At 72.9% G+C, this 22,789-nt stretch carries 20 protein-coding genes; 11 read left to right on the plus strand and 9 right to left on the minus strand.

Translation table 11 applies throughout. The features are described from left to right. On the minus strand, positions 1-884 hold an 884-nt coding region (locus tag K6I34_RS03415; protein WP_229322543.1), incomplete at its 3' end, for an alpha-N-acetylglucosaminidase TIM-barrel domain-containing protein. Positions 885-1,187: 303 nt separating this feature from the next. On the opposite strand from K6I34_RS03415, the gene K6I34_RS03420 reads away from it, so the two are divergent. The 3 genes from K6I34_RS03420 to K6I34_RS03430 all read left to right on the plus strand — a co-directional run bounded on the left by K6I34_RS03420 (position 1,188) and on the right by K6I34_RS03430 (position 3,537). Then, positions 1,188-1,643, plus strand: a complete 456-nt coding sequence (locus K6I34_RS03420) for a hypothetical protein (RefSeq protein ID WP_229322544.1) — start codon at positions 1,188-1,190, stop codon at positions 1,641-1,643. A 19-nt stretch (positions 1,644-1,662) separates the two neighbouring features. After that, complete coding sequence (locus K6I34_RS03425) at positions 1,663-2,928, plus strand: HAMP domain-containing sensor histidine kinase (protein ID WP_229322545.1); 1,266 nt, start codon at positions 1,663-1,665, stop codon at positions 2,926-2,928. A 111-nt stretch (positions 2,929-3,039) separates the two neighbouring features. Continuing rightward, positions 3,040-3,537, plus strand: coding sequence for a DUF1269 domain-containing protein (locus K6I34_RS03430; RefSeq protein ID WP_229322546.1), 498 nt, complete (start codon positions 3,040-3,042; stop codon positions 3,535-3,537). A 178-nt stretch (positions 3,538-3,715) separates the two neighbouring features. Here K6I34_RS03430 and K6I34_RS03435 read toward each other — a convergent pair whose 3' ends face one another. The 3 genes from K6I34_RS03435 to K6I34_RS03445 all read right to left on the minus strand — a co-directional run bounded on the left by K6I34_RS03435 (position 3,716) and on the right by K6I34_RS03445 (position 6,403). Further along, positions 3,716-3,889, minus strand: coding sequence for a hypothetical protein (locus K6I34_RS03435; RefSeq protein WP_229322547.1), 174 nt, complete (start codon positions 3,887-3,889; stop codon positions 3,716-3,718). Positions 3,890-3,986: 97 nt separating this feature from the next. Continuing rightward, positions 3,987-4,874 carry an SDR family oxidoreductase gene (locus tag K6I34_RS03440; RefSeq protein ID WP_229322548.1) on the minus strand — a complete coding sequence of 296 codons (888 nt, stop codon included), beginning with the start codon at positions 4,872-4,874 and terminating at the stop codon, positions 3,987-3,989. Beyond that, entirely contained in the window at positions 4,871-6,403 is a 1,533-nt protein-coding gene (locus K6I34_RS03445; RefSeq protein ID WP_229322549.1) for an NAD(P)/FAD-dependent oxidoreductase, read from the minus strand. Before K6I34_RS03445 ends, K6I34_RS03440 begins: the two co-directional genes overlap by 4 nt. A 315-nt stretch (positions 6,404-6,718) precedes the next feature. On the opposite strand from K6I34_RS03445, the gene K6I34_RS03450 reads away from it, so the two are divergent. Further along, a complete protein-coding gene (locus tag K6I34_RS03450) occupies positions 6,719-7,450 on the plus strand; it encodes a MerR family transcriptional regulator (protein ID WP_229322550.1) in 732 nt (243 codons plus the stop codon). On the opposite strand, the gene K6I34_RS03455 is transcribed toward K6I34_RS03450, so the two are convergent. Next, positions 7,438-8,235: an exodeoxyribonuclease III gene (locus K6I34_RS03455; protein ID WP_229322551.1), complete on the minus strand. Its 798-nt coding sequence runs from the start codon at positions 8,233-8,235 to the stop codon at positions 7,438-7,440. The genes K6I34_RS03450 and K6I34_RS03455 overlap by 13 nt on opposite strands. 66 nt (positions 8,236-8,301) lie before the next feature. On the opposite strand from K6I34_RS03455, the gene K6I34_RS03460 reads away from it, so the two are divergent. Further along, complete coding sequence (locus K6I34_RS03460; RefSeq protein ID WP_229322552.1) at positions 8,302-8,784, plus strand: GNAT family N-acetyltransferase; 483 nt, start codon at positions 8,302-8,304, stop codon at positions 8,782-8,784. 110 nt (positions 8,785-8,894) lie between these two features. Here K6I34_RS03460 and K6I34_RS03465 read toward each other — a convergent pair whose 3' ends face one another. Continuing rightward, a complete protein-coding gene (locus tag K6I34_RS03465) occupies positions 8,895-12,170 on the minus strand; it encodes a S41 family peptidase (RefSeq protein ID WP_229322553.1) in 3,276 nt (1,091 codons plus the stop codon). Positions 12,171-12,447: 277 nt separating this feature from the next. Between K6I34_RS03465 and K6I34_RS03470 the strand changes: the two genes are divergently transcribed. From K6I34_RS03470 to K6I34_RS03480, 3 genes are all read left to right on the plus strand, one after another. Then, entirely contained in the window at positions 12,448-13,050 is a 603-nt protein-coding gene (locus K6I34_RS03470) for a TetR/AcrR family transcriptional regulator (protein ID WP_229322554.1), read from the plus strand. Positions 13,051-13,143: 93 nt separating this feature from the next. Beyond that, a complete protein-coding gene (locus K6I34_RS03475) occupies positions 13,144-15,369 on the plus strand; it encodes an MMPL family transporter (protein ID WP_229322555.1) in 2,226 nt (741 codons plus the stop codon). 358 nt (positions 15,370-15,727) lie between these two features. After that, entirely contained in the window at positions 15,728-16,924 is a 1,197-nt protein-coding gene (locus K6I34_RS03480; protein WP_229322556.1) for a MarP family serine protease, read from the plus strand. A gap of 9 nt (positions 16,925-16,933) precedes the next feature. Here the strand turns inward: K6I34_RS03480 and K6I34_RS03485 are convergent, their stop codons facing one another. Further along, the gene (locus K6I34_RS03485) at positions 16,934-17,494 is read right to left on the minus strand and encodes a hypothetical protein (protein WP_229322557.1); all 561 of its coding nucleotides are present in this window, start codon (positions 17,492-17,494) and stop codon (positions 16,934-16,936) included. Between the two features lie 101 nt (positions 17,495-17,595). Continuing rightward, a complete protein-coding gene (locus K6I34_RS03490; RefSeq protein WP_229322558.1) occupies positions 17,596-17,910 on the minus strand; it encodes a hypothetical protein in 315 nt (104 codons plus the stop codon). A gap of 275 nt (positions 17,911-18,185) precedes the next feature. On the opposite strand from K6I34_RS03490, the gene K6I34_RS03495 reads away from it, so the two are divergent. Continuing rightward, positions 18,186-19,052 carry a hypothetical protein gene (locus K6I34_RS03495; RefSeq protein WP_229322559.1) on the plus strand — a complete coding sequence of 289 codons (867 nt, stop codon included), beginning with the start codon at positions 18,186-18,188 and terminating at the stop codon, positions 19,050-19,052. Positions 19,053-19,060: 8 nt separating this feature from the next. Here the strand turns inward: K6I34_RS03495 and K6I34_RS03500 are convergent, their stop codons facing one another. Then, positions 19,061-20,146 (minus strand): HoxN/HupN/NixA family nickel/cobalt transporter, encoded by a 1,086-nt coding sequence (locus K6I34_RS03500; RefSeq protein WP_229322571.1) that lies wholly within the window; start codon positions 20,144-20,146, stop codon positions 19,061-19,063. Positions 20,147-20,585: 439 nt separating this feature from the next. Here K6I34_RS03500 and K6I34_RS03505 point away from each other — a divergent pair, with 439 nt between their 5' ends. Together K6I34_RS03505 and K6I34_RS03510 are read left to right on the plus strand one after the other, a co-directional pair. Then, positions 20,586-21,839 (plus strand): serine hydrolase domain-containing protein, encoded by a 1,254-nt coding sequence (locus tag K6I34_RS03505; RefSeq protein WP_374230784.1) that lies wholly within the window; start codon positions 20,586-20,588, stop codon positions 21,837-21,839. A 143-nt stretch (positions 21,840-21,982) separates the two neighbouring features. Beyond that, a complete protein-coding gene (locus K6I34_RS03510; RefSeq protein ID WP_229322561.1) occupies positions 21,983-22,783 on the plus strand; it encodes an SDR family NAD(P)-dependent oxidoreductase in 801 nt (266 codons plus the stop codon). The last annotated feature ends 6 nt before the right edge of the window (positions 22,784-22,789 follow it).

A 22,789-nucleotide genomic window follows, 5' to 3' on the forward strand; every position in this document is an offset into this window, starting at 1 on the left:
CGCCGGGCCAGGGCGGGGCGGCGGGCGAGGAGGGGGGGGGAGACGGGGCCGCCGAAGGAGGCCATGTTCTGCATCAGCCACCAGGGCTGGTGCGCGGGGCCGGGAAGCCATTCGCGCAACTCGGTGTCGCTGTAGCCGAATTCCTTGAAGGTGAGGTGGTAGACCGCGTCGGCGCCCGTGTAGACCAGTACTTCGTTGAAGCCGTGCAGGGCGAGTACATCGATTTCGTGCTCCCAGTAGTCCCAACCTCTGTAGGGGCCCGCATAGCTGTCGTTGGTGTCGTTGAACACGAAGCGGTGGGCGACGTTCGCCGCCTTGACGAGCGGGGTACGGACGCCCGGTAGGCGGTCGGGGAGGGCGGTCTGCGCACCGTTCCAGGAGAAGTGGGCGTGGGCCGTATGCCTGAGGTACCAGTGGAACCCCGTGAGCTGCGCCGCCGGGGTGGCGCCCTCCACCAGGAGCGCGCCCGCGGTACCCGAGACGCGGAAGGCGTCCGTGCCGCCCCTGCGAGGGACGGCGCGGAAAGTGACCTGGGAGTGGTGGCGGGGCAGCAGCCGGGCGAGAGCGGCGGCAGCGGCGCCACCAGGGCCACCAGGGGCACCGGCACCGCCGGTGACCTCGGAGCCGCCGGAGCCGCCGGAGCCGTCCGGACTGCCCGAGCCGTCCGAGCCGTCCGAGCCGTCCAAGCCTTCGATGCCGCCGGTGCCGGTGCCGCTCCGGTCGCCCCGGCCTCCGGTGCCTCCTTGGGGGCCACCGGCGCCCGCTCCGGAGGAGCCTGTGAGTCCCGGGAGGCCTGTGGCTCTCGCGACGGCGGGGGTGCCGGCCGCGCCGAGCGCGGCGGTTCCGGCGAGGGCGCACAGGAGGGTACGACGGGCGATGGGCATGGTGACCTCCACCGTGGCACCGCGGAGAGCGGACCGGAGAGCGGACCGGACCAGTCGAGCGCGGTGATCCTACGAGCTGATGAGCGCCACGCCGCAAGGGCGCGTACGGCAAACCGGCCAGGCAGCTTAGATTTGGTACGAATGGCCCCATCGGGTCTGCTCCGCCCGTCCCGCAAGCCCCGTCGTACGCGCAGTGCCCGCAGTGCCCGCAGTATCCGTAATGCCCGCAGTACCCGTAGCACCGACAGCACCCGAAGCAACCGCAGGACCCGTACCCCCCGTCCCGTCGACCCGAGGAAGCCCGTGGCGCAGTCACTGCGATCGTTCGGCGGGACCCTCGGCACCCTCGTTCTCACGGTGGGGTTGCTCTGCGGCTGCGCCGACCCGGGCGGGCTCAAGGTGTCCGGCCCGGCGCAGAGCCCCTCGCCGGGCACCGCGCCGGTCTATGTCTCCGAGGGCGCGGGGCTGCCCGCGCTGCGCCGTCCGGAGGCGTTCACCGCCACCGGTACGGTCCGGCTCACCGGCCTGCGCTGGAAGAGCTGGGGCGGGGCGACGGCCGAGGGCACCGGCAAGGTGGGCGGCACCTGGTGCACGCCGGCCTGCGCGGGCAAGCCGTACGAGGCCAGGGTCACGCTCGGCGGGCTCGTACGGCAGGAGCGTTCCGCCTACTACAGCCGCGCCGTGGTCGACGTGGACGGCCTCCCGGCCGAGCAGCACGAAGAGCTGCGCGACCTGCGGCTCCACGTCCCCAAGCGTTAGCCGCCGAGGAGCCTGAAGCATGGGACTGCGTACGAAGATCGGCGTGGCCATCACGGCCACCGCCGCCGTGGTCGCCGTCATCATGGGCCTCGTCGTGCACCACCGCACCGCCGGCACCCAGCTCGACACCGCGCGGGACACCCTGCTGTCCCGGCTCGGCACGGCCGTGGAGGACCACGCCGCGGGCATCGACCGGGCCCGCACGCTCGTCAACCCCGAGCGGATACCCGGGCCGCTGCGGGACGCCATCGACAGGGGCAAACGAGCCACCTATCTGGACCGCAGCGGCCCCGAACCGACGCTCTGGGCGGGCAGCAGGCTCGGGCGCGACGTCATCGTCGTCCGGCATCCGTACACCCGGGAGACGCGCAACCTGGAGGACCTGGACGAGATCCTCTGGCTCGCGGGCGGCCTCGGTACCGCCTTCGCCTGTGCCGTCGGCGTGACTCTCGCGACCGTCGTGGGGCGTCGTCTCAACGCTTCCGCCCGCGCCGCCGAGCGCATCACGGAGGGCGACCTCACGGCCCGGCTGAGACCCCGTGGCGGTGATGACGAGATCGCCCGGCTGATCGTCGCCGTGAACACCATGGCCGACGCGCTGGCCGCCCGTATCCAGGCGGAGCGCGAGGTCACCTCGAACATCGCGCACGAGCTGCGCACCCCGGTCGCCGGATTGGTGGCAGCGGCCGCCCTGCTGTCGCCCGGCCGCCCCGCCGAGATGGTCAAGGACCGGGCCGAGCGCGTGCGCGCGCTCATGGAGGACGTCCTGGAGGTGGCCCGCCTCGACGGTTCCGCCGAGCGGGCCGACACCGACGTGACCGGCCTCGGCGAGCTGACCCGGCGGGCCGTCCGGGCCACGGCCGTGCCGGACGGTGCGCGCGTGGAGGTGCGCGTGGTGCGGGACGCCCTCGTCGAGACCGACGGCAGACGTGTCGAGCGCGTCCTGGCCAACCTCGTCACCAATGCCTTCCGGCATGGTGCCGCGCCTGTCGTCGCCGAGGTCGACGGGGGCGTCGTCCGGGTCCGCGACAACGGTCCCGGCTTCCCGCTGCCGCTGCTCACCAGCGGGCCGCAACGTTTCCGCACCGGCTCGGGCTCCGGGCTCGGCCTGGGGCTCACGATCGCCGCCGGGCAGGCGCGGGTGCTCGGGGCGCGGCTGGGCTTCGCCAACCCGGAAGGCGGTGGGGCGGAGGCGACGCTGGACCTGACGGAGTCCGTGCGGAAGGAGGAGGCGGGGCCCGAGGCCCGGGCGGTGGAGGAGCCACCGCCCGGCGGGAGGCCGTGAACGTGCGCGCGGGCCGGGCAGCGGCAAGAGTGGAAGCCATCGGTTCCGAGCCACCCGTTCCGAGCCGTCGGTTCCGCCGGATTCGCCCACGCACACACGGGAGCGGCCACCATGGACGAGCACGTCCTCTTCATGACCGTCGACGGGCCCCATGCCGGGCACCGCGCCTTGGAGGCGCTCCGCAAGGCCGACGACGACGGTGACGTCAAACTCCACGAGGCCGTCGTGATCACCCGCGACGCGGACGGCACCCTCGACTTCCCCGACGCGGAGGACAACACCGGCGTCGCGCGCGGGTTCACCGTGGGCAGCCTGGTGGGCGGGCTCGTCGGCATCCTCGGGGGACCGCTCGGCGTCATGATCGGGTTCGGTGCGGGCGGGCTGGCGGGCGGCATGCGCGATGCGCGCGAGGCGACGGCCGCGGCCGCGGCCGTCGAGATGCTTGCTGCCGAAGTGCCGCCCGGGGCCACGGTTTTGATCGCCGAGGTGAGGGAGAAGGAGGCGGCGGAGCTGGACGCGGTGCTGGAGCCGTACGGGACGGGGCTGGAGCGGTATCCGGCGCGGGATGTCCGTAGGGCGGTGGAGGAGGCGATCTCGGGGCGGGCGTGAGTTTTTCTTTTGGGCGCGCCTATGGGGTTCTTCCGCCTACTGGGGTGCGGCTCTGTTTTGGCTGGGCGCCTACTGGGGTGCCTCTTGCGCTTGGTGCGCGGCTGCGGGTCCTCGCTGGTTGCTCGCGCAGTTCCCCGCGCCCCTTACGGGGCGCGGGGAACTGCGCGTGAGCGCCTCGCTAGGTGAGGTCGTCGTCCTGGATGTCGTCGAAGCTCTGCTGCTTGCCCTGCTGTTGGCGTTCGCGGGCCTTGTCCTGGAGTTGCTGGCCGCGCTGCTGGGCCTGTTCTTTGGCTCGCTGCGCCTTTTCCTTCGCCTGCTGAGCCTTCTGTTGCAGCTCGTCCTTCATGCCCATGCGGTCTCACTCCTCAGAGGGGGGAATTCGGGGCGAAGCGCCCCGAATCAGCGTGGCATGGGCCCCCATATGCCGCATATCGGGCGATCACCCTCCGCTACGCCCCGCCGCGGGTCGCGCGGGCCTTCTCGTCCGCCTCGCCGCCGGGTCCGACGAGCCCCGCCCGCACGCTCGTCAGGCGGGGTTCGAGCTGCCGCATCTCGCGCGGGCCGAACGCGCCGATGAGGTTCGGCAGCAGGCCGCGTACGGGCTGCATGCCGCGCAGCCACGCCTGGGCGTAGACGTGCGCGGAGCGGCGTTCGATGCCCGCGACGAGGCGGTCGACGGCCGGGCCGAGGGGGTAGGTGCGGTTCGCGGGCCACGGCAGGCGGCTGCGCGACGCGCGCATCACGGGGTCCTCGTCGGCCCCGCGCACCATGTCCGTGTCGGTCCAGCTGAGGTAGCCGACGCCGACCCGTACGCCCTTGTGGCCGACCTCGGCGCGCAGGCAGTGCGCGTACGCCTCGACGCCCGACTTCGACGCGCAGTACGCGGTCATCAGGGGCGCCGGGGTGAGCGCGGCGAGCGACGCTATCTGCAGGAGGTAGCCGCGGCTCTCGGTGAGTACGGGCAGGAAGGCGCGGCCGGTCACGGCGCTGCCGACGAGGTTGACCTCGACGACCCGGCGCCACGCCGCGAAGTCGGCGCTCTCGAACGGCCCGCCCGTGGCGACCCCGGCGTTGGCGACGACGATGTCCACCTTGCCGAACCGCGCCTTGACCTCCTGGGCGACCTGTTCCATCGCCTCGTGGTCGGTGACGTCCGCGTACCAGTGCGCCGCGTCCTCGTGCAGGGACGCGGCCACGCGGCGCAGCCCCTCGTCCTCCAGGCCCACGAGCGCGACCCGGGCGCCGCGCGCGGAGAGCTTGCGGGCCAGCAGCGCGCCGATGCCGCGCGCGGCCCCGGTGACGACGGCGACCTGGCCTTCCAGGGGTACGCGGCTCATCGGACCGCCTCCGTGTCGAGGGGGGCGCGGTCCGCGGGCCGCGGCGCGCGCAGGGCCTGGTATTCGGCGAGGTCCACCCGGCGGGTGACCCTGCGGAACTCGGCGGTGCCGCCGGGCCAGACCGTGGTGTTGCGGCCGTCGGCGTCCAGGTACCAGCTGTCGCAGCCGGTGTTCCAGACCGAACGCGTGAGCCGCGCCTGGAGCTTGCGGTTCCAGGCGTTCACGGCGGACCTGCGGGGCACGAGCGCGGCCTTGCGCGAGGAGCCGCCGAGGATCTCCAACTGCCGCATGTAGTCGGCGAGGTAGTTGAGCTGGGCCTCGATGATGAGGATCATCGAGCTGTTGCCGAGGCCCGTGTTGGGGCCGATGATCTGCAGGAAGTTGGGGAACCCGGCGACGGTCGTGCCGCGCAGGGCCGCCATGCCGTCCTTCCACTCCTCCGTGAGCGTCCTGCCCTCGGCTCCCATGGCGCGGTCGCCGATCGGCTGGTCGGTGATCCGGAAACCGGTGCCGAAGATGATCGCGTCGGCCTCCGTCTCCGTACCGTCGGAGGCGACGAGCGTGGAGCCGCGCACCTCGGCGAGCCCGGAGGCCACCACGTCCACATTGGGCCGGGTGAGCGCGGGGTAGTAGTCGTTGGAGAGCAGGATGCGTTTGCAGCCGATGCGGTACGAGGGTGTCAGCGCGGCGCGCAGGGCCGGGTCCGCGACGGATTTGCGCAGGTGGGAGGCGGCGAGCCGCTCCAGGATCGCCAGCCCGTCCGGCCACTTGGTGAACAGGCCGACCTGGAGCTCCCGCATCCCCCACAGCGCGCCGCGGCGCAGCACGCGGGTCGCGGGCAGCCTGTCGTGCAGCCACTGCTCGGCTTCGCTGATGCGGCGGTCGGCGCGCGGTATCACCCAGGCCGGGGTGCGCTGAAAGAGCGTCAAGTGACTGACGTCCGGCTGGATCTCCGGCACGAACTGGATGGCGGAGGCGCCCGTTCCGACGACGGCGACGCGCTTGCCGCGCAGGTCGTAACCGTGGTCCCAGCGGGAGGAGTGGAAGACGCGGCCGGGGAAGGAGCTCAGGCCGGGCACGTCCGGAATCTTCGGGTCCGACAGCGGGCCGGTGGCGGAGACCACGACGTCCGCGGTGAGCGGGCCGGAAGCGGTCTCCAGTTCCCAGTGCAGCAGTTCGTCGTCCCAGCGCAGGCCCCGCACCTCGGAGTCGAGGCGCAGGTGGGGCCTGATGCCGAAGGTGTCGGTGAGGCGCTCCAGGTAGGCGCGGATGTGCGGCTGACCGGAGAAGTTGCGTGGCCAGGCGGGGTTGGGGGCGAAGGAGAACGAGTACAGGTGCGAGGGCACGTCACAGGCGCAGCCGGGATAGGTGTTGTCCCGCCAGGTGCCGCCGATCGCGTCCGCGCGCTCCAGCACCACGAAGTCGGTGATGCCCTCGCGGCGCAGCCGCACCGCCGCACCCAGCCCGCCGAACCCCGACCCGATCACCGCCACCCGTACGTGAGTGCGCTGCCGTTCGTGCTCGGTCATGCCGTCGCCTCCCGGGGAGCCGGACCGTGCCAGCGTCTGCTGGCACGGTCCGGAGCGTAGGGCAGCGGTGCGGGAGAGCGATAGGGGGGCGGGGCAAGGAAGTTACCGGGGGTTCGCTTCGCGGTGGCGCCTACGGGGGTGCGGCTTGCGCTGCGTGCGCGGCTGCCGGTTCGCTGTGGCTGGTCGCGCAGTTCCCCGCGCCCCTTCGGGGCACGGCCCTGTGGCTCGTCGCGCCCACGCGGCGGAGCCGCACGATGTCACAGTCCCGCGCCCCTATGGGGCGCTCTACAGGGCCGTACGACGTAGGCTGCGCGCGTGGCGACGGATGACGGGGTGGGCGCGCGGCGGGAGTTCCGGACGGCGGAGCTCGCCGAGGCCGCCGGGATCAGTGTGCGTACGCTGCGCTTCTACCGGGAGCGCAAGCTGGTGCCGCCGCCGCGGCGCGAGGGGCGCATCGCCTGGTACGGCAGGCACCACCTGGCGCGGCTGCGGACGATCGGCGCGCTGCTCCAGCGGGGGCACACGCTGGGCGGCATAGCCGAGCTGCTCACGGCTTTCGAGCACGCGCAGGACACGGGCGAGCTGCTGGGCGGCGGCCTGGGCGGGGCCCTGACCGGGGCATGGTCGGAGGAGACCCCGGTACGCCTGACCCCGGACGAACTGGCCGACCGCTTCGAGGGCGAGGTCACCCCGGAGAACCTCGCGGCCTCGCTCGACATCGGCTACCTCGCCGTCGACGGCGAGGAGCTCGTGCACGTCAGCCGCCGCCTCCTCGACGCCTCCACGGCCCTGATCCACCACGGCGTGCCGCTCGCCGCGATCCTGGCCGCGGGCCGCGAGGTCCGCGCCCACGCGGACGCGCTCGCCGACGTCTTCACGGAGCTCATCCGCACCCACGTCCTCGCGGGCTCCGCCACGGCGGACGACCTCGCCGCCGCCCTCGACCGGCTGCGGCCGATCGCGAGGACGGTGGTCGAGGCGGAGGTGGCCATGGCCATGGACCGCCGGCTGTGCGCGGAGCCGAGGGACGGCGCTCAGCGCTCGTAGACGACCGTCACCGGCGCGTGGTCCGACCACCGCAGGTCGTGCGACGCGGCCCGCTCGACCACGGCCTTCACCGCGCGCTCCGCGAGACCAGCCGTCGCCACGTGGTAGTCGATGCGCCATCCCGAGTCGTTGTCGAAGGCGCGGCCGCGGTAGGACCACCAGGAGTACGGGCCGTCCACGCCCGGGTGCAGGGCGCGGACCACGTCCGCGTACTCCGCCTCCCCGAAGACGCGCGTCAGCCAGGCGCGCTCCTCGGGCAGGAAGCCCGCGCTCTTGCGGTTGGCCTTCCAGTTCTTGAGGTCCGCCTCGGTGTGGGCGATGTTCCAGTCGCCGCAGACCAGCACCTCGCGGCCGTCGGCCGCCGCGCGGGCCCGCAGACCGGTGAGGTACGGCAGGAACTCGGCCATGAAGCGTTCCTTCTCGTCCTGGCGCTCCGTGCCGACCTCGCCCGAGGGCAGGTAGAGGCTCGCGACCGTGACGCCCGGCAGGTCGGCCTCTATGTAGCGACCGCTGCCGTCGAACTCCGCCGAGCCGAAGCCCACGCGGACGGCCTCCGGTTCCCGGCGCGTGTAGAGCGAGACGCCCGCGCGGCCCTTCGCGGCGGCCGGGGCGTGCGCGGTGTGCCAGCCCTCGGGCTCGCGCACCTCGTCGGGGAGCTGGTGGGGTTCGGCGCGGACCTCCTGGAGGCACACGACGTCGGCCTCGGTGGCGGCCAGCCAGTCCACGAAGCCCTTCTTGGCGGCGGCCCGCAGGCCGTTCACATTCACGGAGGTCACGGTGAGCATTCCGGCACGATACCGACTTCCTGGGCGCCCCTGCCGCGGGCGGCCCGTCGCGCTTACCATCCGGTGATGCGCATAGTGCCTGTCGCTTTCGACCATCCGGACGCCGTGAAGCTCAGTGACCAGGTGCAGCTCGAGTACGCGGAGCGGTACGGGGGAGAGGGCGATCTCACACCGCTCGACCCGGCCGAGTTCGCCCCGCCGTGTGGGCTGTATCTCATCGCCTACGAGGACGACGGCACTCCGGTCGCCACTGGGGGCTGGCGGTCGCAGGAGACGAGCGAGGAGGGGTATGCGGAGGGGGACGCCGAGCTGAAGCGGATGTTCGTGGTGCCGGAGGTGCGGGGGAGGGGGCTGGCGCGGCGGGTGCTTGCGGCCTTGGAGGCCGATGCGGCGGCCCGCGGCCGGGTGCGGATGGTGCTGGAGACGGGGGACCGGCAGCCCGAGGCGATCGCGCTGTATCTCTCCGTCGGCTATGTGCCCGCTCCGCGGAAGTTCGGTGTGTACCGCGAGTACGAATCGAGCCGCTGCTTCGTGAAGCCGCTGGCCTGACCGCCGTCGTCCGGGCGCGCCCCGTCAGGGGCGCGGGGAACTGCGCGACCAGCCCCCACCGGCCCGCAGTCGCGCGCCGAGCGCAAGAGGCACCCCCATAGGCGAAGCGCCTAGCGCGGCGGCAGCTTCGGCCGCCGCAGGTCCGGCACGTCCGAGTAATCCGGCGGATTGCCGCACCCATGGCGCTCGAGCAAGTCGAGCGCCAACCGCACCGCGTCGTCCATCTGCTTGTGGCGTCCCTCCGCCCAGTCCAGTGGTGTGCGGTCGATCTCGATGTCCGGTTCGACACCGTGGTTCTCCACGCTCCAGCCGTACGCGTCGAACCAGGCCGCGTTCATCGGGACGGTGATCGACGTGCCGTCGCCGAGGCGGTGGCGGCCGGTCATGCCGACGACGCCGCCCCAGGTGCGGAGGCCGACGACGGGGCCGATGCCCTGGAGTTTGAAGGCGGCGGTGATCATGTCGCCGTCGGAGGAGGTCATCTCGTCGGCGACGGCCACGACCGGGCCGCGCGGCGCGTTGCTCGCGTAGGAGACGGGCTGCGCGTCGCGGGTGAGGTCCCAGCCGACGATGGTGCGGGTGAGCTTCTCGACGACGAGCTCGCTGATGTTGCCGCCCGCGTTGCCGCGGACGTCGACGATCAGGGCGGGCCGGGACATCTCCATCCGCAGGTCGCGGTTGAACTGGGCCCAGCCGGAGCCGCCCATGTCGGGGATGTGCAGGTAGCCGCACTTGCCGCCGCTGAGCTCGCGGACGACGGCGCGCCGCTTGGCGACCCAGTCCTGGTAGCGCAGGGGCCGTTCGTCGACGAGCGGGACGACGGCGACGCGCCGCGCGTGCCCCTCGTCGCCGGGGGAGCGGAAGGTCAGCTCGACGGTGGTGCCGCCCGCGGCGGCGAGCAGCGGTCCCGGCCCGGCCACCGGGTCCACGGGGCGGCCGTCGACGTGGGTGAGCGCCGAGCCCTCGCGTACGCCGGAACCGGCCAGCGGGGAGCGGGCCTTGGAGTCGGAGGAGTCGCCGGGCAGGATGCGCCGCACGATCCAGGAGCCGTCCTTGTCGCGTACGAGGTTGGCGCCCAGCAGGCCGATCGCGCGCTGGTAGTGCGGCGGGCCCTCGTTGCGGCGGGCGGGGGTGACGTACGCGTGCGAGGTGCCCAGCTCGCCGAGGACCTCGCGGAGCAGGTCGGCGAAGTCGTCGGGGGAGGCGACGCGGTCGACGAGCGGCCGGTACTGGTCGAGGACGCCGGCCCAGTCGATGCCGCACATGCGCGGCTCCCAGAAGTAGGCGCGCACGATGCGGCCCGCCTCCTCGTACGCCCCTCGCCACTCGGCGCCGGGGTCGACGTCGTGCAGGATGCGCCGCATGTCGATGTAGACGGTCGAGTCGGAGTCGCCGACGTCCCCGGAGGGCACGGTGCGCAGCTCGCCCTCGTCGTTGATCACGAGGCGGCTGCCGTCGCCGCTGACCGCGTACCAGTCGAGGGAGGCGGTGAGCTCGGTGCGCTTGGCCTTGGCGAGGTCGAAGTGCTCCAGGGTGGGGCGGCCGGAGGTGTCGGCGGGGTTGGCGAAGGTCTCGCCGAGCGCGCCGGAGATCGGCCAGCGCAGCCACACCAGGCCGCCGCCGCTGACGGGGGACAGCGAGGAGTACTTGGAGGCGGCCACCGGGAAGGGCGTGACCCGGCTCTCCAGCCCCTCCACCTCGACGAGCGTCCAGCCGCCCGTGCCGGCGGCGGACTCGTCGGGGTCGAGACCGCCCGCCGCGGGCCTGCCCTCGGCGGTCAGCGCGAAGGGGGAGGGCGTCGCCGAGGACAGGGGCACGAGGTAGGGGCGGCAGCCGAGCGGGAAGGACAGGTCGCCGGTGTGCACGTCGTAGACGGGGTCGAAGCCGCGCCAGGAGAGGAAGGCGAGGTAGCGGCCGTCGCGGGTGAAGACGGGCTGCTCGTCCTCGAAGCGGCCGTTGGTGACGTCGACGATCGTCCGGTCCGCCAGCTTCGCGATCTTGATCTGGCGCAGGGAGCGGCCGACGCCGGGGTGGGACCAGGCCAGCCACGCCGAGTCGGGGGAGAAGGCGAGGTCCCGTACGGGCCCGTTGGCGGACTGGATCAGCTCGTCGACCTCGCCCGTGCCCTCGGGCGAGGTGTCCACGAGGAGCAGCCGTCCGTCGTGCGCGGCGACGGCCAGCCGCCCGCCGTCCGGGGCGGCCACCGTCTCGTGCACCCGGCCGATGCGGCCCGCGGCGACGCGGCGCGGCTCCTCGGGCCCGGCGGCGCGCGGCAGCCGGGCGATCTCGACGGCGTCCTCGCCCTCGGCGTCGGTGACGTAGGCGATGCGCCCGGTCGAGCCCAGCATCTCGGGGAGCCGTACCCGGACGCCCGGGGTGTCGGCGATGGCGCGGGCCGGGCCGTCGCGGTGGGTCAGCCAGTACAGGCTGCCGCGCACCCCGACGGCGCTCGCGCGGCCCGTGCCGTCCACGGCCAGGGAGTCGACGTTGCTGGCCGCCTGCACCTGGTACGGGCGGCGCCCCGCGCGCGTGCCGCCGAGCCGTACGTCGAGGCGGCGCGGGGTGCCCCGCGGCCCGAAGTCGTCGACGAGCCACAGCCCGCCCGCGCACTGGTAGACGACGCGGGCGCCGTCGGTCGAGGCGTTGCGGGCGTAGAAGTCGTCGTGGTCGGTGTGGCGGCGCAGGTCGGAGCCGTCGGGCAGACAGGAGTAGAGGTTGCCGACGCCTTCGTGGTCGGAGAGGAACGCGACGCGGCCGCCGACGAACATCGGTGCTTCGAGGTGGCCGCCGATGTCGGGCACGAGCCGGGTGCCGTGCAGCCACAGCCGTCCGGTGGCGCCGCCGCGGTAGCGCTTCCAGGCGGCGGGCTCGTGCGGCGGCTTGCCCGCCAGCAGCAGTGTGCGGTGCCGCCGTCCCTCCCCGGCGACCTCGATGTCGGCGATCGCGATGTCCGCGACGGGACCCCAGGGGAGCTTGTTGCCGGGGCTGCCGTCGGTGGGCACCCGGTAGGCCCACGAGAAGTACGAGAAGGGCTGGCCGTGCGAGGAGACGGCGAGGATGTCGCACCGGCCGTCCTGCTCGGACGGGGCCCAGCCGCAGACGCGGGCGTCGGTGCTGCCCCAGTAGGTCAGCCTGCGCGCGGGCCCGCCGTCGACGGGGACGAGGTGGATCTCGGGGTCGAGGGTGCGCCAGCTCGTACAGGCGATGTGCCGTCCGTCGGGGGAGAAGCGAGGGGGCCCGAGCCGGGTCCGGTCGACGGTCAGCCGCCAGGCCCGTTCCGCGGCGGCGCCGGAGTGGTCGAGCGGGGCGATCCAGAGGTCGTCCTCGGCCGTGAAGCAGAGCAGATCGCCGTTCAGATGAGGGAACCGCAGATACGCATCACTCACCTCTTCATCGTTTCGGCCCCGGCAGCCCACGGCAACTCGGTCGGGCGTGCTTCCTGGGTGCTCCCGGCGTACTCGACGGGGCGTACGCCGCCCGGGCGGGTCCGTGGCGCGGGGGCGTGGTGCGAGGCCGTGGCGCCGGTCACGTCCGGCCCGTGACGGAGAACACCATCGAAACGGCATCGTTTCGATGGTGGCCCGTCGTACGCTCGTTTCGTTGCGTACGAAACCGTTTCGTTCCCGCGAGCCGGGATCCCCCGTGAGCCGAGAGGAGTGGCCGATGCCGACGGAACCCACCGATCCGGTGACGCCGCGCCGTACGCGGCTCACGCCCGAACGCGAGGGCGAGCTGTACACCGCCGTGCTCGACATCCTGCGTGAGGTCGGCTACGACGCCCTCACCATGGACGCCGTGGCGGCCCGTACGCACGCCAGCAAGGCCACCCTCTACCGCCAGTGGAGGGGCAAGCCCGAGCTGGTCGCGAGCGCGCTGCGGCATCAGAAGCCGGTCAGGACGTCGGACGTGGACACCGGTTCGGCGCGCGGCGACCTGCGGGCCCTGATGTGCGCGGCCGACGACGCGCAGATGGAGAAGGACGCCGCGCTGATGCGGGGTCTGAGCCGGGCCGCGCACAACAACCCGGACCTGCTCCGCGCCCTGCGCGAGATGCTGATCGAGCCCGAGCTCGCGGAGCTCGACGCGGTGCTGCGCCGCGCCGTCGACCGGGGCGAGATCGCCGCCGACAATCCCGCGCTCGACTATGTCGGGCACATGATGGTCGGCGCCTTCGTCGCCCGGCACCTGGTCGAGGACCGGCACCCGGATTCCGCGTACCTGTCCCGCTATGTCGATGCCGTGATCATCCCCGCGCTCGGCCTCTGACGTTCCACCTGCCCCACCCTGACGCGCCGCTCTCGTCGTCGGGGCGGTACCCCACGCCCTGTTAGCCCAACGACCGACGGGAGCACGACACCCGTGGCCACGTTCCTCTACAGACTCGGCCGGCTCGCCTTCCGGCGCCGCTGGTACGCAGCCCTCATATGGGTGCTGCTGCTGGTGCTCGCCGGTACGGGCGCCGCGACGGCGTCCAAGTCCACCAACAACGACTTCTCCATCCCCGGCACGGAGGCGCAGGCCGCCTTCGACCTGCTGGAGCAGCGCTTCCCGGGCCAGATGCCCGACGGCGCGAGCGCCCGGGTCGTCTTCAAGGCCCCCGACGGCCAGAAGATCACCGACGCGAAGAACCAGCAGGCGGTCGAGAAGGCCATCGCGGAGCTCAAGGGCCCGCAGGTCGACAAGGCCGGCAATCCCTTCGAGACCCCCGGCGCCGTCAGCAAGGACGGCACGGTCGCCTACTCCTCGGTCTCCTACCAGGCCAAGCCCCAGGACCTGACCGACGCGACCCGCGACAACCTCAAGGACGCGGCCCGGCACGGCCGTGACTCCGGCCTCACCGTGGAGATCGGCGGCAGCGCGCTGCAGTCGATGCCCGAGGGCGGCTCCGAGGCCATCGGCATCGTGGTCTCCGCGATCGTCCTGCTGATCACCTTCAGCTCGCTGGTCGCCGCCGGTCTGCCGCTGCTCACCGCGATCATCGGCGTCGGCATCGGCGTCTCCTCGATCACGGCGCTCGCGCCCGTCCTGGACCTGTCCACCAACACCTCCACGCTGGCGATGATGATCGGCCTCGCGGTCGGCATCGACTACGCGCTGTTCATCGTCTCCCGCTACCGCGCCGAGCTGGCCGAGGGCCGCGAGCGCGAGGAGGCGGCCGGCCGCGCCGTCGGCACCGCGGGCTCCGCGGTGGTCTTCGCCGGTCTGACCGTGGTCATCGCGCTGGCGGGCCTCGCCGTCGTCAACATCCCGATGCTGACGAAGATGGGCATGGCCGCCGCCGGTACGGTCGCGATCGCCGTCCTCATCGCGCTCACCCTCATCCCCGCGCTGCTCGGCTTCGCCGGGCGCAAGGTGCTGGCCCGCAAGGACCGCAAGCGCGAGGGCGTCCCGGCCGCCGGGGGCAAGCCCAACATGGGCACCCGCTGGGCCCGCTTCGTGCTGCGCAAGCCGGTGTGGGTGCTGGCCGCCGGTGTGCTCGGACTCGGCGCGATCGCCGTGCCCGCCGCCTCGCTCCAGCTCGGCCTGCCGGACGACGGCGCGGCGTCGAAGAGCTCGACCCAGCGCAAGGCGTACGACCTGCTGGCCGAGGGCTTCGGCCCCGGCTTCAACGGCCCGCTGATGGTGGTCACCGACGCGGCGAAGGCCAAGGACCCCAAGGCCGCCGCGAACACCGTGGTGGACACGATCAAGGGCATGGACGACGTCGCCATGGTCACCCCGGCCGCCTTCAACAAGGCCGGTGACACCGCGACGATCACCGTGGTGCCCAAGTCGAAGCCGACGGGCACGAAGACCGAGGACCTCGTCCACGCCATCCGTGCCGAGGGCTCGAAGATCAAGGCGGACAGCGGGGCCAAGGTGCTCGTCACCGGCTCCACCGCGATGAACATCGACGTCTCGCAGAAGCTCAACGACGCCCTGCTGCCCTACCTGGCGCTCGTCGTCGGCCTGGCCTTCGTGCTGCTGATGGTCGTCTTCCGGTCCGTGCTCGTCCCGCTCAAGGCGGCGCTCGGCTTCCTGCTCTCCGTGGTCGCCGCGCTCGGCGCGGTCGTCGCGGTCTTCCAGTGGGGCTGGCTCGGCGGGCTCTTCGGCGTCGAGGAGACCGGCCCGATCATGAGCATGATGCCGATCTTCATGGTGGGCGTCGTCTTCGGTCTCGCGATGGACTACGAGGTCTTCCTCGTGACCCGGATGCGCGAGGCGTTCGTCCACGGCGAGCGCCCCGGCCAGGCGGTCGTGACCGGCTTCAAGCACGGCGCGCGGGTCGTCTCCGCCGCCGCGGTCATCATGATCAGCGTCTTCGCGGGCTTCATCGGCTCCTCCGAGTCGATGATCAAGATGATCGGCTTCGGTCTGGCGGTCGCGGTCTTCTTCGACGCGTTCATCGTGCGCATGGCCATCGTTCCGGCGGTGCTCGCTCTTCTGGGCAAGGGCGCGTGGTGGCTGCCGTCGTGGCTGGCCAGGATCCTGCCGAACGTGGATGTCGAGGGTGAGGGCTTGCAGAAGCAGCTTGCTCAGACCGTCACCAAGGGTGACGACCGTGACCCCGATGCGGATGGGGATCGGGAGCTCGCTCGCGTCTGACGCGTCAGCGTCTGCCTGAGGCTGTGGTCCGGCGGCTGCGGGTCCGTTGTGGCTGGTCGCGCAGTTCCCCGCGCCCCTTACGGGGCGCTGGTCGCGCCCACGCGGCGGAGCCGCAGATCGGAACAGCCCCGCGCCCCTTACGGGGCGCCCGAGTGACACCTACTGGCGGTAACCGGCCCGGTGGTGGAACCCTGCTCCAGGGGTTCACCACCGGGCTTTTTCGCGCCCGTCGTGTGCCCCCGCCCGCCTGTGGTCCGCGCCACGCCAGGGAACCGTTCATCCCTGTACGGGCGTTTTCTCTAGTCCACACACCGTGTGGACGCGAACGGGGGGCGCGTGTGATGGAAAGGGCTCCGCGGTGAACCTGCTCGATGTGCTTCTCATGCTGATCGTCCTCGCCTACGCCGTCTCCGGCTTCCGGCGCGGTCTGATCGCCGGTCTCGTGCTGTTCGCGGGTTTCCTCGGTGGCGCGGTGCTCGGCGTGTGGGCGCTGCCCTGGGCGCTGGAGCCCTTCGAAGCGGGCACCTCCGCCGCGGCGGTGGTCGCCGTCCTCGTCGTCCTCGTCCCGGCCGCGCTCGGGCACGCCCTGGCCGGGCGCCTCGCCTGGCGCCTGCGCCGCCACCTGACCTGGGCGCCGGTGCGCGGCCTGGACGGCATAGGGGGCGCCGCGGTCAACTCGCTCGCCGTCCTCCTCGTCGGCTGGGTCGCCGCGAGCGTCCTGGTCTCGGCGAATTCCACGCTGCTCACCCGCCAGATAAAGGACTCCGCCCTGCTCGGCGCCGTGCAGAAGGCGATGCCCGAGCAGGCGCCCACGTGGTTCAGCCGCACCACGGACGCCCTGGCGGGCGCGGGCTTCCCGCAGGTCTTCAACCCCTTCGAGAACGAACCGGCCACCGGCGTCGCCAAGCCGTCCGGTGACGCCGTCACCCCCGCCGCCACGCGCGCCGCGCGCGACAGCGTCGTCAAGGTCGAGGGCGTCGCGGACGTCGGCGGCAGCCGCCGCGGCCAGGAGGGCAGCGGCTTCGTCTACGCCACGCAGCACGTGATGACCAACGCGCACGTGGTCGCCGGGGTGAGCAGGCCGACCGTGCGCGTCGGCGGCGTCGGCCGCGCGTACCAGGCGAAGGTCGTCCTCTTCGACCCCCGCACGGACGTCGCCGTCCTCGACGTGCCGGGTCTCGACGCGCCCGTGCTGCCGTTCGACAAGACCGCCAAGCGGGGCGACGCGGCCGTCGTCGCGGGCTTCCCGGAGAACGGCGGGCTGGACCTGCGCGCCGCGACCGTCGCCAACGAGGTCCGGGCCAAGGGGCAGGACATCTACGGGGACGGCGTCACCACCCGTACCGTCTACTCCATCCGCTCCACCGTCCGCCCGGGCAACTCCGGCGGCCCGCTCCTGACCCCGTCCGGCAAGGTCTACGGCGTCGTCTTCGCACGCTCCACCTCCGACCCGGAGACGGGCTACGCCCTGACCGCCGACCAGGTGGAGGACGACGCGCTGCGTGCCGCCACCGCGACGAGCCCGGTGAGCACGGGGACGCGGGCAGCGCTCTGACGAACGGCTCTACCCGGCGGGCAGGGGGATCGGGAGGCTCGGGAGCGTCGGGAGCCCCGCGCCCCCGTCGTCGCCCAGCAGGCCCGGTACGGAGGTCAACAGGGCCTGGAGGTCCGCCAGCACTTGCGGGACCAGGGACGTCACCTTCGACGTGTCCTTGTCCTGAACGGCCTTGAGCAAGGCGGGCAGATCCTGGTTCAGCTTGTCCAACTGCTTCTGGACGCCCGAGACGTCGTCCCGCGCCCGCGCGTCGTTCACCCCGCGCGCCCACACGGCGGAGAGCAGCCGGTCGGACGAGTGCCTGACCCGCTGCTGGAGATCCCGCAGCGCCGCCACGTTCGGGGCCTTGGCCCGCGCCTCCCGGGTGAAGCGGGTGGCCAGCGCGAGCGTGTCGGCCAGGTTCGCGATCACCTCGTCCGTGTTCGCCGCCGGAGCGGGGCCCGCCCGGCCCGCGGCGGAGGGCGGTGGCGGGGCGGCGGCGAGTGCGGGACCGGCGGTGCCGAGAGCCAGGGCGCCGCAGACGGTTATCGCGGCTATGGCGGTCGGGGCGGTCGTTCGGGTGCTGCGCATACGGACGTTCTCCTTCGAAGATCCCTGACTCCGGTGATGGTCCGAGGCCACCGTCCGCCGCGCCACGGGGCTCCGCAACCGCTGGCCGTTCGCACGGCCGTTCACACAGCCGTGCGCTCGTTCCGTTGCTCGTCCTCCTCCAGCAGCCGGGCGGCCATCGCGTCCAGCGCCCGGTCGAGGCGGGCCCGGTCCTCGGGGTCGGTGACGTCCCAGTCCTCCAGGCGTAGCCCGCCTGCGCCGTACGGGTGAAGGCCGGCTCCAGGACCTCGACCGCGCTCAGCTGGAAGACGACCTTCCGCCCGAAGAGGTCGCAGCATGCCGAGCACGATCGTGACGAAGACGAGGTTGACGCGGCGCCTGCCGAGCTCGGGCGGTGCGGGGGCCTCCGCTGTGGGCCGCGCGGTCTCCGTGGGCATCGGCGGGCCTCCTCCGGAGCGCCTCCGGATCTCCTCCGGATCTCTTCTCAGGCTCAGCATTCGGGCAACCGCGCGCTGCCGCCACCGCTGGCGTGCGCGGGAAGCGCCTGCACACCGGTACGCGCCCCCCGGATGCATCCGCGCGTGGCCTGCGGGACGCTGAAACGGGTGATCGGTGGACAGAATGGGCTGAACCGCTTACCGGGCGGGACCCGCAGGCCCTATGGACAGCTATAGACAGCCATGGACAGCTCCGGACCGACCAGGAGTGCGCGATGACCTACCTGCCCCGGCCCGTGATCGACGCCATGGCCGAGCGCGCGATGCGGATGCACCACATGCTGTGGCACGTCTCGCGCAACGAGTGGGAGGGTCTGACCGAGGCCCAGCGGCAGGTGTTCCGCGACCACGGCTGGGACCCGCCCCGCCCGTCCCTGACCGCCGGGCCGACGCCCCGGCCCGAGCTCGACAACGGGTCGGGCGAGGACTTCCTCTATATGCACCGGCAGATGATCGCCGAGGTGGACGCGATCCTGGCCCGGGTGCAGGACCCCCACTACCCCCGCGTCGTGGGCTGGGAGCACATCCCCGCGCCCGGGGACGCCGAATACCCGGTCCCCCCGGCGTACACCGTGCCGGACGACGCGGCCACCACCGCGGCCATCGCGCGGTCCAAGAACGCGGCGGCGTACACCCAGATCCAGCAGTGGGAGGCGGGCTTCACCGACCCGGCGGCCCTGCGCGGGACGACGCTGGGCCACCTGGGCGCGAGCATCGAGTTCACGATCCACAACCGGATGCACCTGCGCTGGTCGGCCGCGATGCCGGCGTACCGCCCGGACGGCGACCCGTTCGGGGTCGACCCCCGCTGGGATGCCCCCGGCTACGACTGGCTCGCGGACTTCTACTCCTCCCACGTCAACCCGGTCTTCTGGAAACTGCACGGCTGGGTCGACGCGCGCATCGACGCGTGGATGGCGGCGAACCACCACACAGGACCGGTCCCCTGGAGCTACGACCCGCCGTGGACGGGGCCGATGCCAATGCCCATGCCGCGCGCCGACGCGGAGCGGCTCGCGGCGGACCTGAAGCGGGCGGACGTACGGGTCCGGAAGCCGTTCTTCCCGGTGATCGAGCCCTGACGTGGTGGCTACTTGGAGGCTGCCTCGGCGGCCCTCTCCGAGGGGGCGACGTCGCGGCTCCACTTCTCCTCGACGCGGGCGAATTTCCAGATGGCCAGCGCCAGCGCCCACGTCGCGAAGAACAGGCCGACGATGACGAAGCCGACCGTGTTCAGGTCGAGGCCGCCGATCCAGTCCCAGAACGGCCCGTGCAGGCCGGCCTTGTCGGCGATCAGGCCGAGCAGTTCGACGGTGCCGATGATGAGGGCCACGGCGACGGACAGGGCGGTGATGGTGAGGTTGTAGTAGACCTTGCGGACCGGCTTGGAGAAGGCCCAGCCGTAGGCGAAGTTCATGAACGAGCCGTCGATGGTGTCCAGCAGCGACATCCCCGCCGCGAAGAGGACGGGCAGGCACAGGATCGCGTACCACGGCAGGCCCGAGGCGGCGCCGGAGCCCGCGAGGACGAGCAGGGCGACCTCGGTCGCGGTGTCGAAGCCGAGACCGAAGAGCAGGCCCAGCGGGTACATCTGCCAGGGCTTGGTGATCGACTTCATGACCCGGCCGAGCAGGCGGTTCATCAGCCCGCGGTTGTTCAGCTGCTCCTCCAGCGCCGCCTCGTCGAAGTGACCGGCGCGCATCTTCCGGAAGACCTTCCAGATCCCCGCCAGGACCACGATGTTGAAGATCGCGATGAGGTAGAGGAAGGCGCCGGAGACGGTGGTGCCGATCCAGCCGGTGACCTCGTGGAGCCCGGAGTTCTCGTCCTGGACGGGCCCGGCCAGGGCCTTGATGCCGAGCGAGAGCAGGAGGGCCAGGGCGAAGACGACGCTGGAGTGGCCGAGCGAGAACCAGAAGCCGACCGAGAGCGGGCGCTTGCCCTCGTGCATCAGCTTGCGGGTGGTGTTGTCGATCGCGGCGATGTGGTCGGCGTCGAAGGCGTGGCGCATGCCGAGCGTGTAGGCGGTGACGCCGATGCCGATGCCGAAGGACTTGGTGCCGAGGCTGTAGTGCTCGGGGGCGACGACGGCCACCAGGGTGAACCAGCCGATGACGTGCAGGGCCAGGATGAACGCGGCCATCCCGCCCATCCGCCGCCACTCGGGGCCCGTCATCACGCCGGTTATTCGCTGCCGGCGGGATGGGTGTACGTCCTGGGCGGCGTCGGTGGTGACCATGGAGGTCCTTCCTTGCGGTACGCAAATGACGGCACACGGTAGGCGCGTGCCGGGCGCAGCTGCAAGTGCTTCGCATTAGCGGGAAGGGGTGCGGCCCGGCGTGCGCTTCTGGCTTTGCGCCTGTGGCCCTGCGTCTTGGCGTGGCCGGGCGGCTGCGGGTCCGTCGTGGCTGGTCGCGCAGTTCCCCGCGCCCCTTTCAGGGGCGCAAGCCCCGGCGCGGCATCGCGCCCTGTCAGGGGCGCGGGGAACTGCGCGCGCAACCGAAGCGGACCGGTGGCCGCGCGCCAAGCGCAAGAGGCACCCCGGTAGGCGCACCGGCACACCGGCTCGCGCCCGATCCACCCCGGTCTACGCGCATTGAGTACGCCGTTGCACCATGGTGGATGGCTCAGCAGCAATCGAGACAGTGGAGCAGGAGACAGTGGTGGACGTCGACGTCCAGGGCACCGTGGCGGACGGTTTCGAACCGGTCCGGGACGCCTTCGCGGAGAACTTCGCCCGGCGCGGCGAGCGCGGCGCGGCCGTCGCCGTCTACCGGGACGGACGCAAGGTCGTCGACCTCCGGGGCGGCACCAGGGACGCGGACGGCTCCCCCGACGGCGAGCCGTGGACCCCCGGCACCGCCCAGGTCGTGCGCTCCGCCACCAAGGGCGTGGCCGCCGCCGTCCCGCTGCTCCTGCACCAGCGCGGGCTCGTCGACCTGGACGCGCCCGTCGGCACGTACTGGCCCGAGTTCAAGGCGGCGGGCAAGGAGCGCGTCCTCGTACGCCACCTGCTCTCGCACCGCGCGGGCCTGCCCGTCCTCGACACCCCCCTGACCCCCGGCCAGGCCGTCGACGGCGTCAGCGGCCCGGCGGCCCTCGCCGCGCAGGCGCCCGCCTGGGAGCCCGGCACCGCCCACGGCTACCACGCCCAGACCTACAGCTGGCTCCTCGGCGAGCTCGTCCTGCGGGTCACCGGCCGGAGCATCGGCAGCTGGGTCGCGGAGGAGATAGCCGCGCCCTTCGGCGCGGGCCTGTGGATCGGCCTGCCCGAGGCCGAGCAGGCGCGCGTCGGCCGTATCGCCGACGTCGAGCCGCCCGCCGACCCAGCCGCGACGGGCCTGCGGCTGCGCCCCAAGAAGGCCGTCTCCGACGCGTACCGCGACCCGGACTCCCTGACCCGCCGGGCCTTCGCCGCCATCACGCCCACGGCCGACGAGAACGCCCCGGCCTACCGGGCCGCCGAGCTCCCCGCCTCCGCGGGCATCGCCACCGCGGACGGCCTGGCCCGCTTCTACGCCTCGCTTCTCGGCGACCTCGACGGCACCAGGCGGCTCTTCGCCCCCGCCACGCTCACCCTGGCCCGTACGGAGGAGTCGGCGGGCCCGGACCGCGTCCTCGTCGTCGGCACCCGCTTCGGCCTGGGCTACATGCTGCACGGCCCGGCCTCGCCGCTGCTGGCCCCCGGCTCCTTCGGCCACCCCGGGCGCGGCGGCTCCCTCGGCTTCGCCGACCCCGAGACGGGGATCTCCTTCGGCTACGTCACCAACGGCATGCAGAAGAACGTCACCGCCGACCCGCGCGCCCAGGCGCTCGTCCGCGCGGTGGCGCTGGCGCTGAGCCCGGAGCCCGGACAGAGGCCCGCGTAACCAGGTGGGGCCGGGTGTGCAATCCAGCCCGTCCGGCGTTTGAGGACACCGCGCGGAGCGCGGTCCGGGGTCCGGGGCGGAGCCCCGGCCTCACCCGCCGGGCGGAAGCGATTGCCGAAACCCCCAGCGGGTAGCGATCCCGCATGGCAACGGCGGCAGCGGGACGGTTCGACGGGTACGCGGTACTGATCACGGGCGCGGGGCGCGGCATCGGCGCGGCCACCGCCCTGCGGTTCGCCGGTGAGGGTGCGCGGGTCCTCGTCACCGACCTGGACGGCGAGCGCGCCGACAAGACGGCCGCGGCCCTGCGCGCCGACGGGCTGGCCGCCGAGTCCTTCCCCTGCGACGTCGCCGACCGGGCGGCGGTCGAGGCCGCCGTCGCCACCGCCGTCGACCGTTTCGGCAGGCTGGACGTCCTGGTCAACAACGCCTTGTCCTGCCACCCCGACGAGCGGTACGTGGAGGACACCGACGACGAGGAGTGGTTCCGCGACCTCGACATCACGCTGACCGGCGCCTTCCGGTGCGTACGTGCCGCCATGCCGCACCTCGCGGCGGCGGGCGGGCGTGGCTCCGTCGTCAGCGTCGGCTCGGTCAACGGCGAGCGGGACTTCGGCAACCACGCCTACAGCGCCGCCAAGGCGGGCCTCGCGGGCCTCACCCGCACGCTGGCCGGGCACTGCGCGGCACGTGGCGTACGCGTCAACCTCGTCGCTCCCGGTACGGTCCACACGCCCAACTGGGACGGCCGCGAGGACGTGCTGGAGCGCGCCGCCCCGCTCTACCCACTGGGGCGCGTCGGCCGCCCCGAGGACATCGCCGCGGCCGTGGCCTTCCTCGCCTCGCCCGACGCGTCCTGGATCACGGGCGTCACCCTGCCGGTGGACGGCGGCCTCCTCGCGAGCGACGCGGGCCTGAAACGAGCGATGCGGGGCGCCCCATAAAGGGGC

The sequence above is a fragment of the Streptomyces sp. UNOC14_S4 genome (genome assembly GCF_020740835.1).
Classification (GTDB): Bacteria; Actinomycetota; Actinomycetes; order Streptomycetales; family Streptomycetaceae; genus Streptomyces.

What these genes read in the sequence shown, in the direction of transcription:
- K6I34_RS03425 (WP_229322545.1), top strand. Translation starts at nt 1,663, where the DNA reads ATGGGACTGCGTACGAAGATCGGCGTGGCCATCACGGCCACCGCCGCC.
- K6I34_RS03430 (WP_229322546.1), top strand. Translation starts at nt 3,040, where the DNA reads ATGGACGAGCACGTCCTCTTCATGACCGTCGACGGGCCCCATGCCGGG.
- K6I34_RS03435 (WP_229322547.1), bottom strand. Translation starts at nt 3,889, where the DNA reads ATGGGCATGAAGGACGAGCTGCAACAGAAGGCTCAGCAGGCGAAGGAA.
- K6I34_RS03440 (WP_229322548.1), bottom strand. Translation starts at nt 4,874, where the DNA reads ATGAGCCGCGTACCCCTGGAAGGCCAGGTCGCCGTCGTCACCGGGGCC.
- K6I34_RS03445 (WP_229322549.1), bottom strand. Translation starts at nt 6,403, where the DNA reads ATGACCGAGCACGAACGGCAGCGCACTCACGTACGGGTGGCGGTGATC.
- K6I34_RS03455 (WP_229322551.1), bottom strand. Translation starts at nt 8,235, where the DNA reads ATGCTCACCGTGACCTCCGTGAATGTGAACGGCCTGCGGGCCGCCGCC.
- K6I34_RS03460 (WP_229322552.1), top strand. Translation starts at nt 8,302, where the DNA reads ATGCGCATAGTGCCTGTCGCTTTCGACCATCCGGACGCCGTGAAGCTC.
- K6I34_RS03470 (WP_229322554.1), top strand. Translation starts at nt 12,448, where the DNA reads ATGCCGACGGAACCCACCGATCCGGTGACGCCGCGCCGTACGCGGCTC.
- K6I34_RS03485 (WP_229322557.1), bottom strand. Translation starts at nt 17,494, where the DNA reads ATGCGCAGCACCCGAACGACCGCCCCGACCGCCATAGCCGCGATAACC.
- K6I34_RS03490 (WP_229322558.1), bottom strand. Translation starts at nt 17,910, where the DNA reads ATGCCCACGGAGACCGCGCGGCCCACAGCGGAGGCCCCCGCACCGCCC.
- K6I34_RS03495 (WP_229322559.1), top strand. Translation starts at nt 18,186, where the DNA reads ATGACCTACCTGCCCCGGCCCGTGATCGACGCCATGGCCGAGCGCGCG.
- K6I34_RS03500 (WP_229322571.1), bottom strand. Translation starts at nt 20,146, where the DNA reads ATGACGGGCCCCGAGTGGCGGCGGATGGGCGGGATGGCCGCGTTCATC.
- K6I34_RS03505 (WP_374230784.1), top strand. Translation starts at nt 20,586, where the DNA reads ATGGTGGATGGCTCAGCAGCAATCGAGACAGTGGAGCAGGAGACAGTG.
- K6I34_RS03510 (WP_229322561.1), top strand. Translation starts at nt 21,983, where the DNA reads ATGGCAACGGCGGCAGCGGGACGGTTCGACGGGTACGCGGTACTGATC.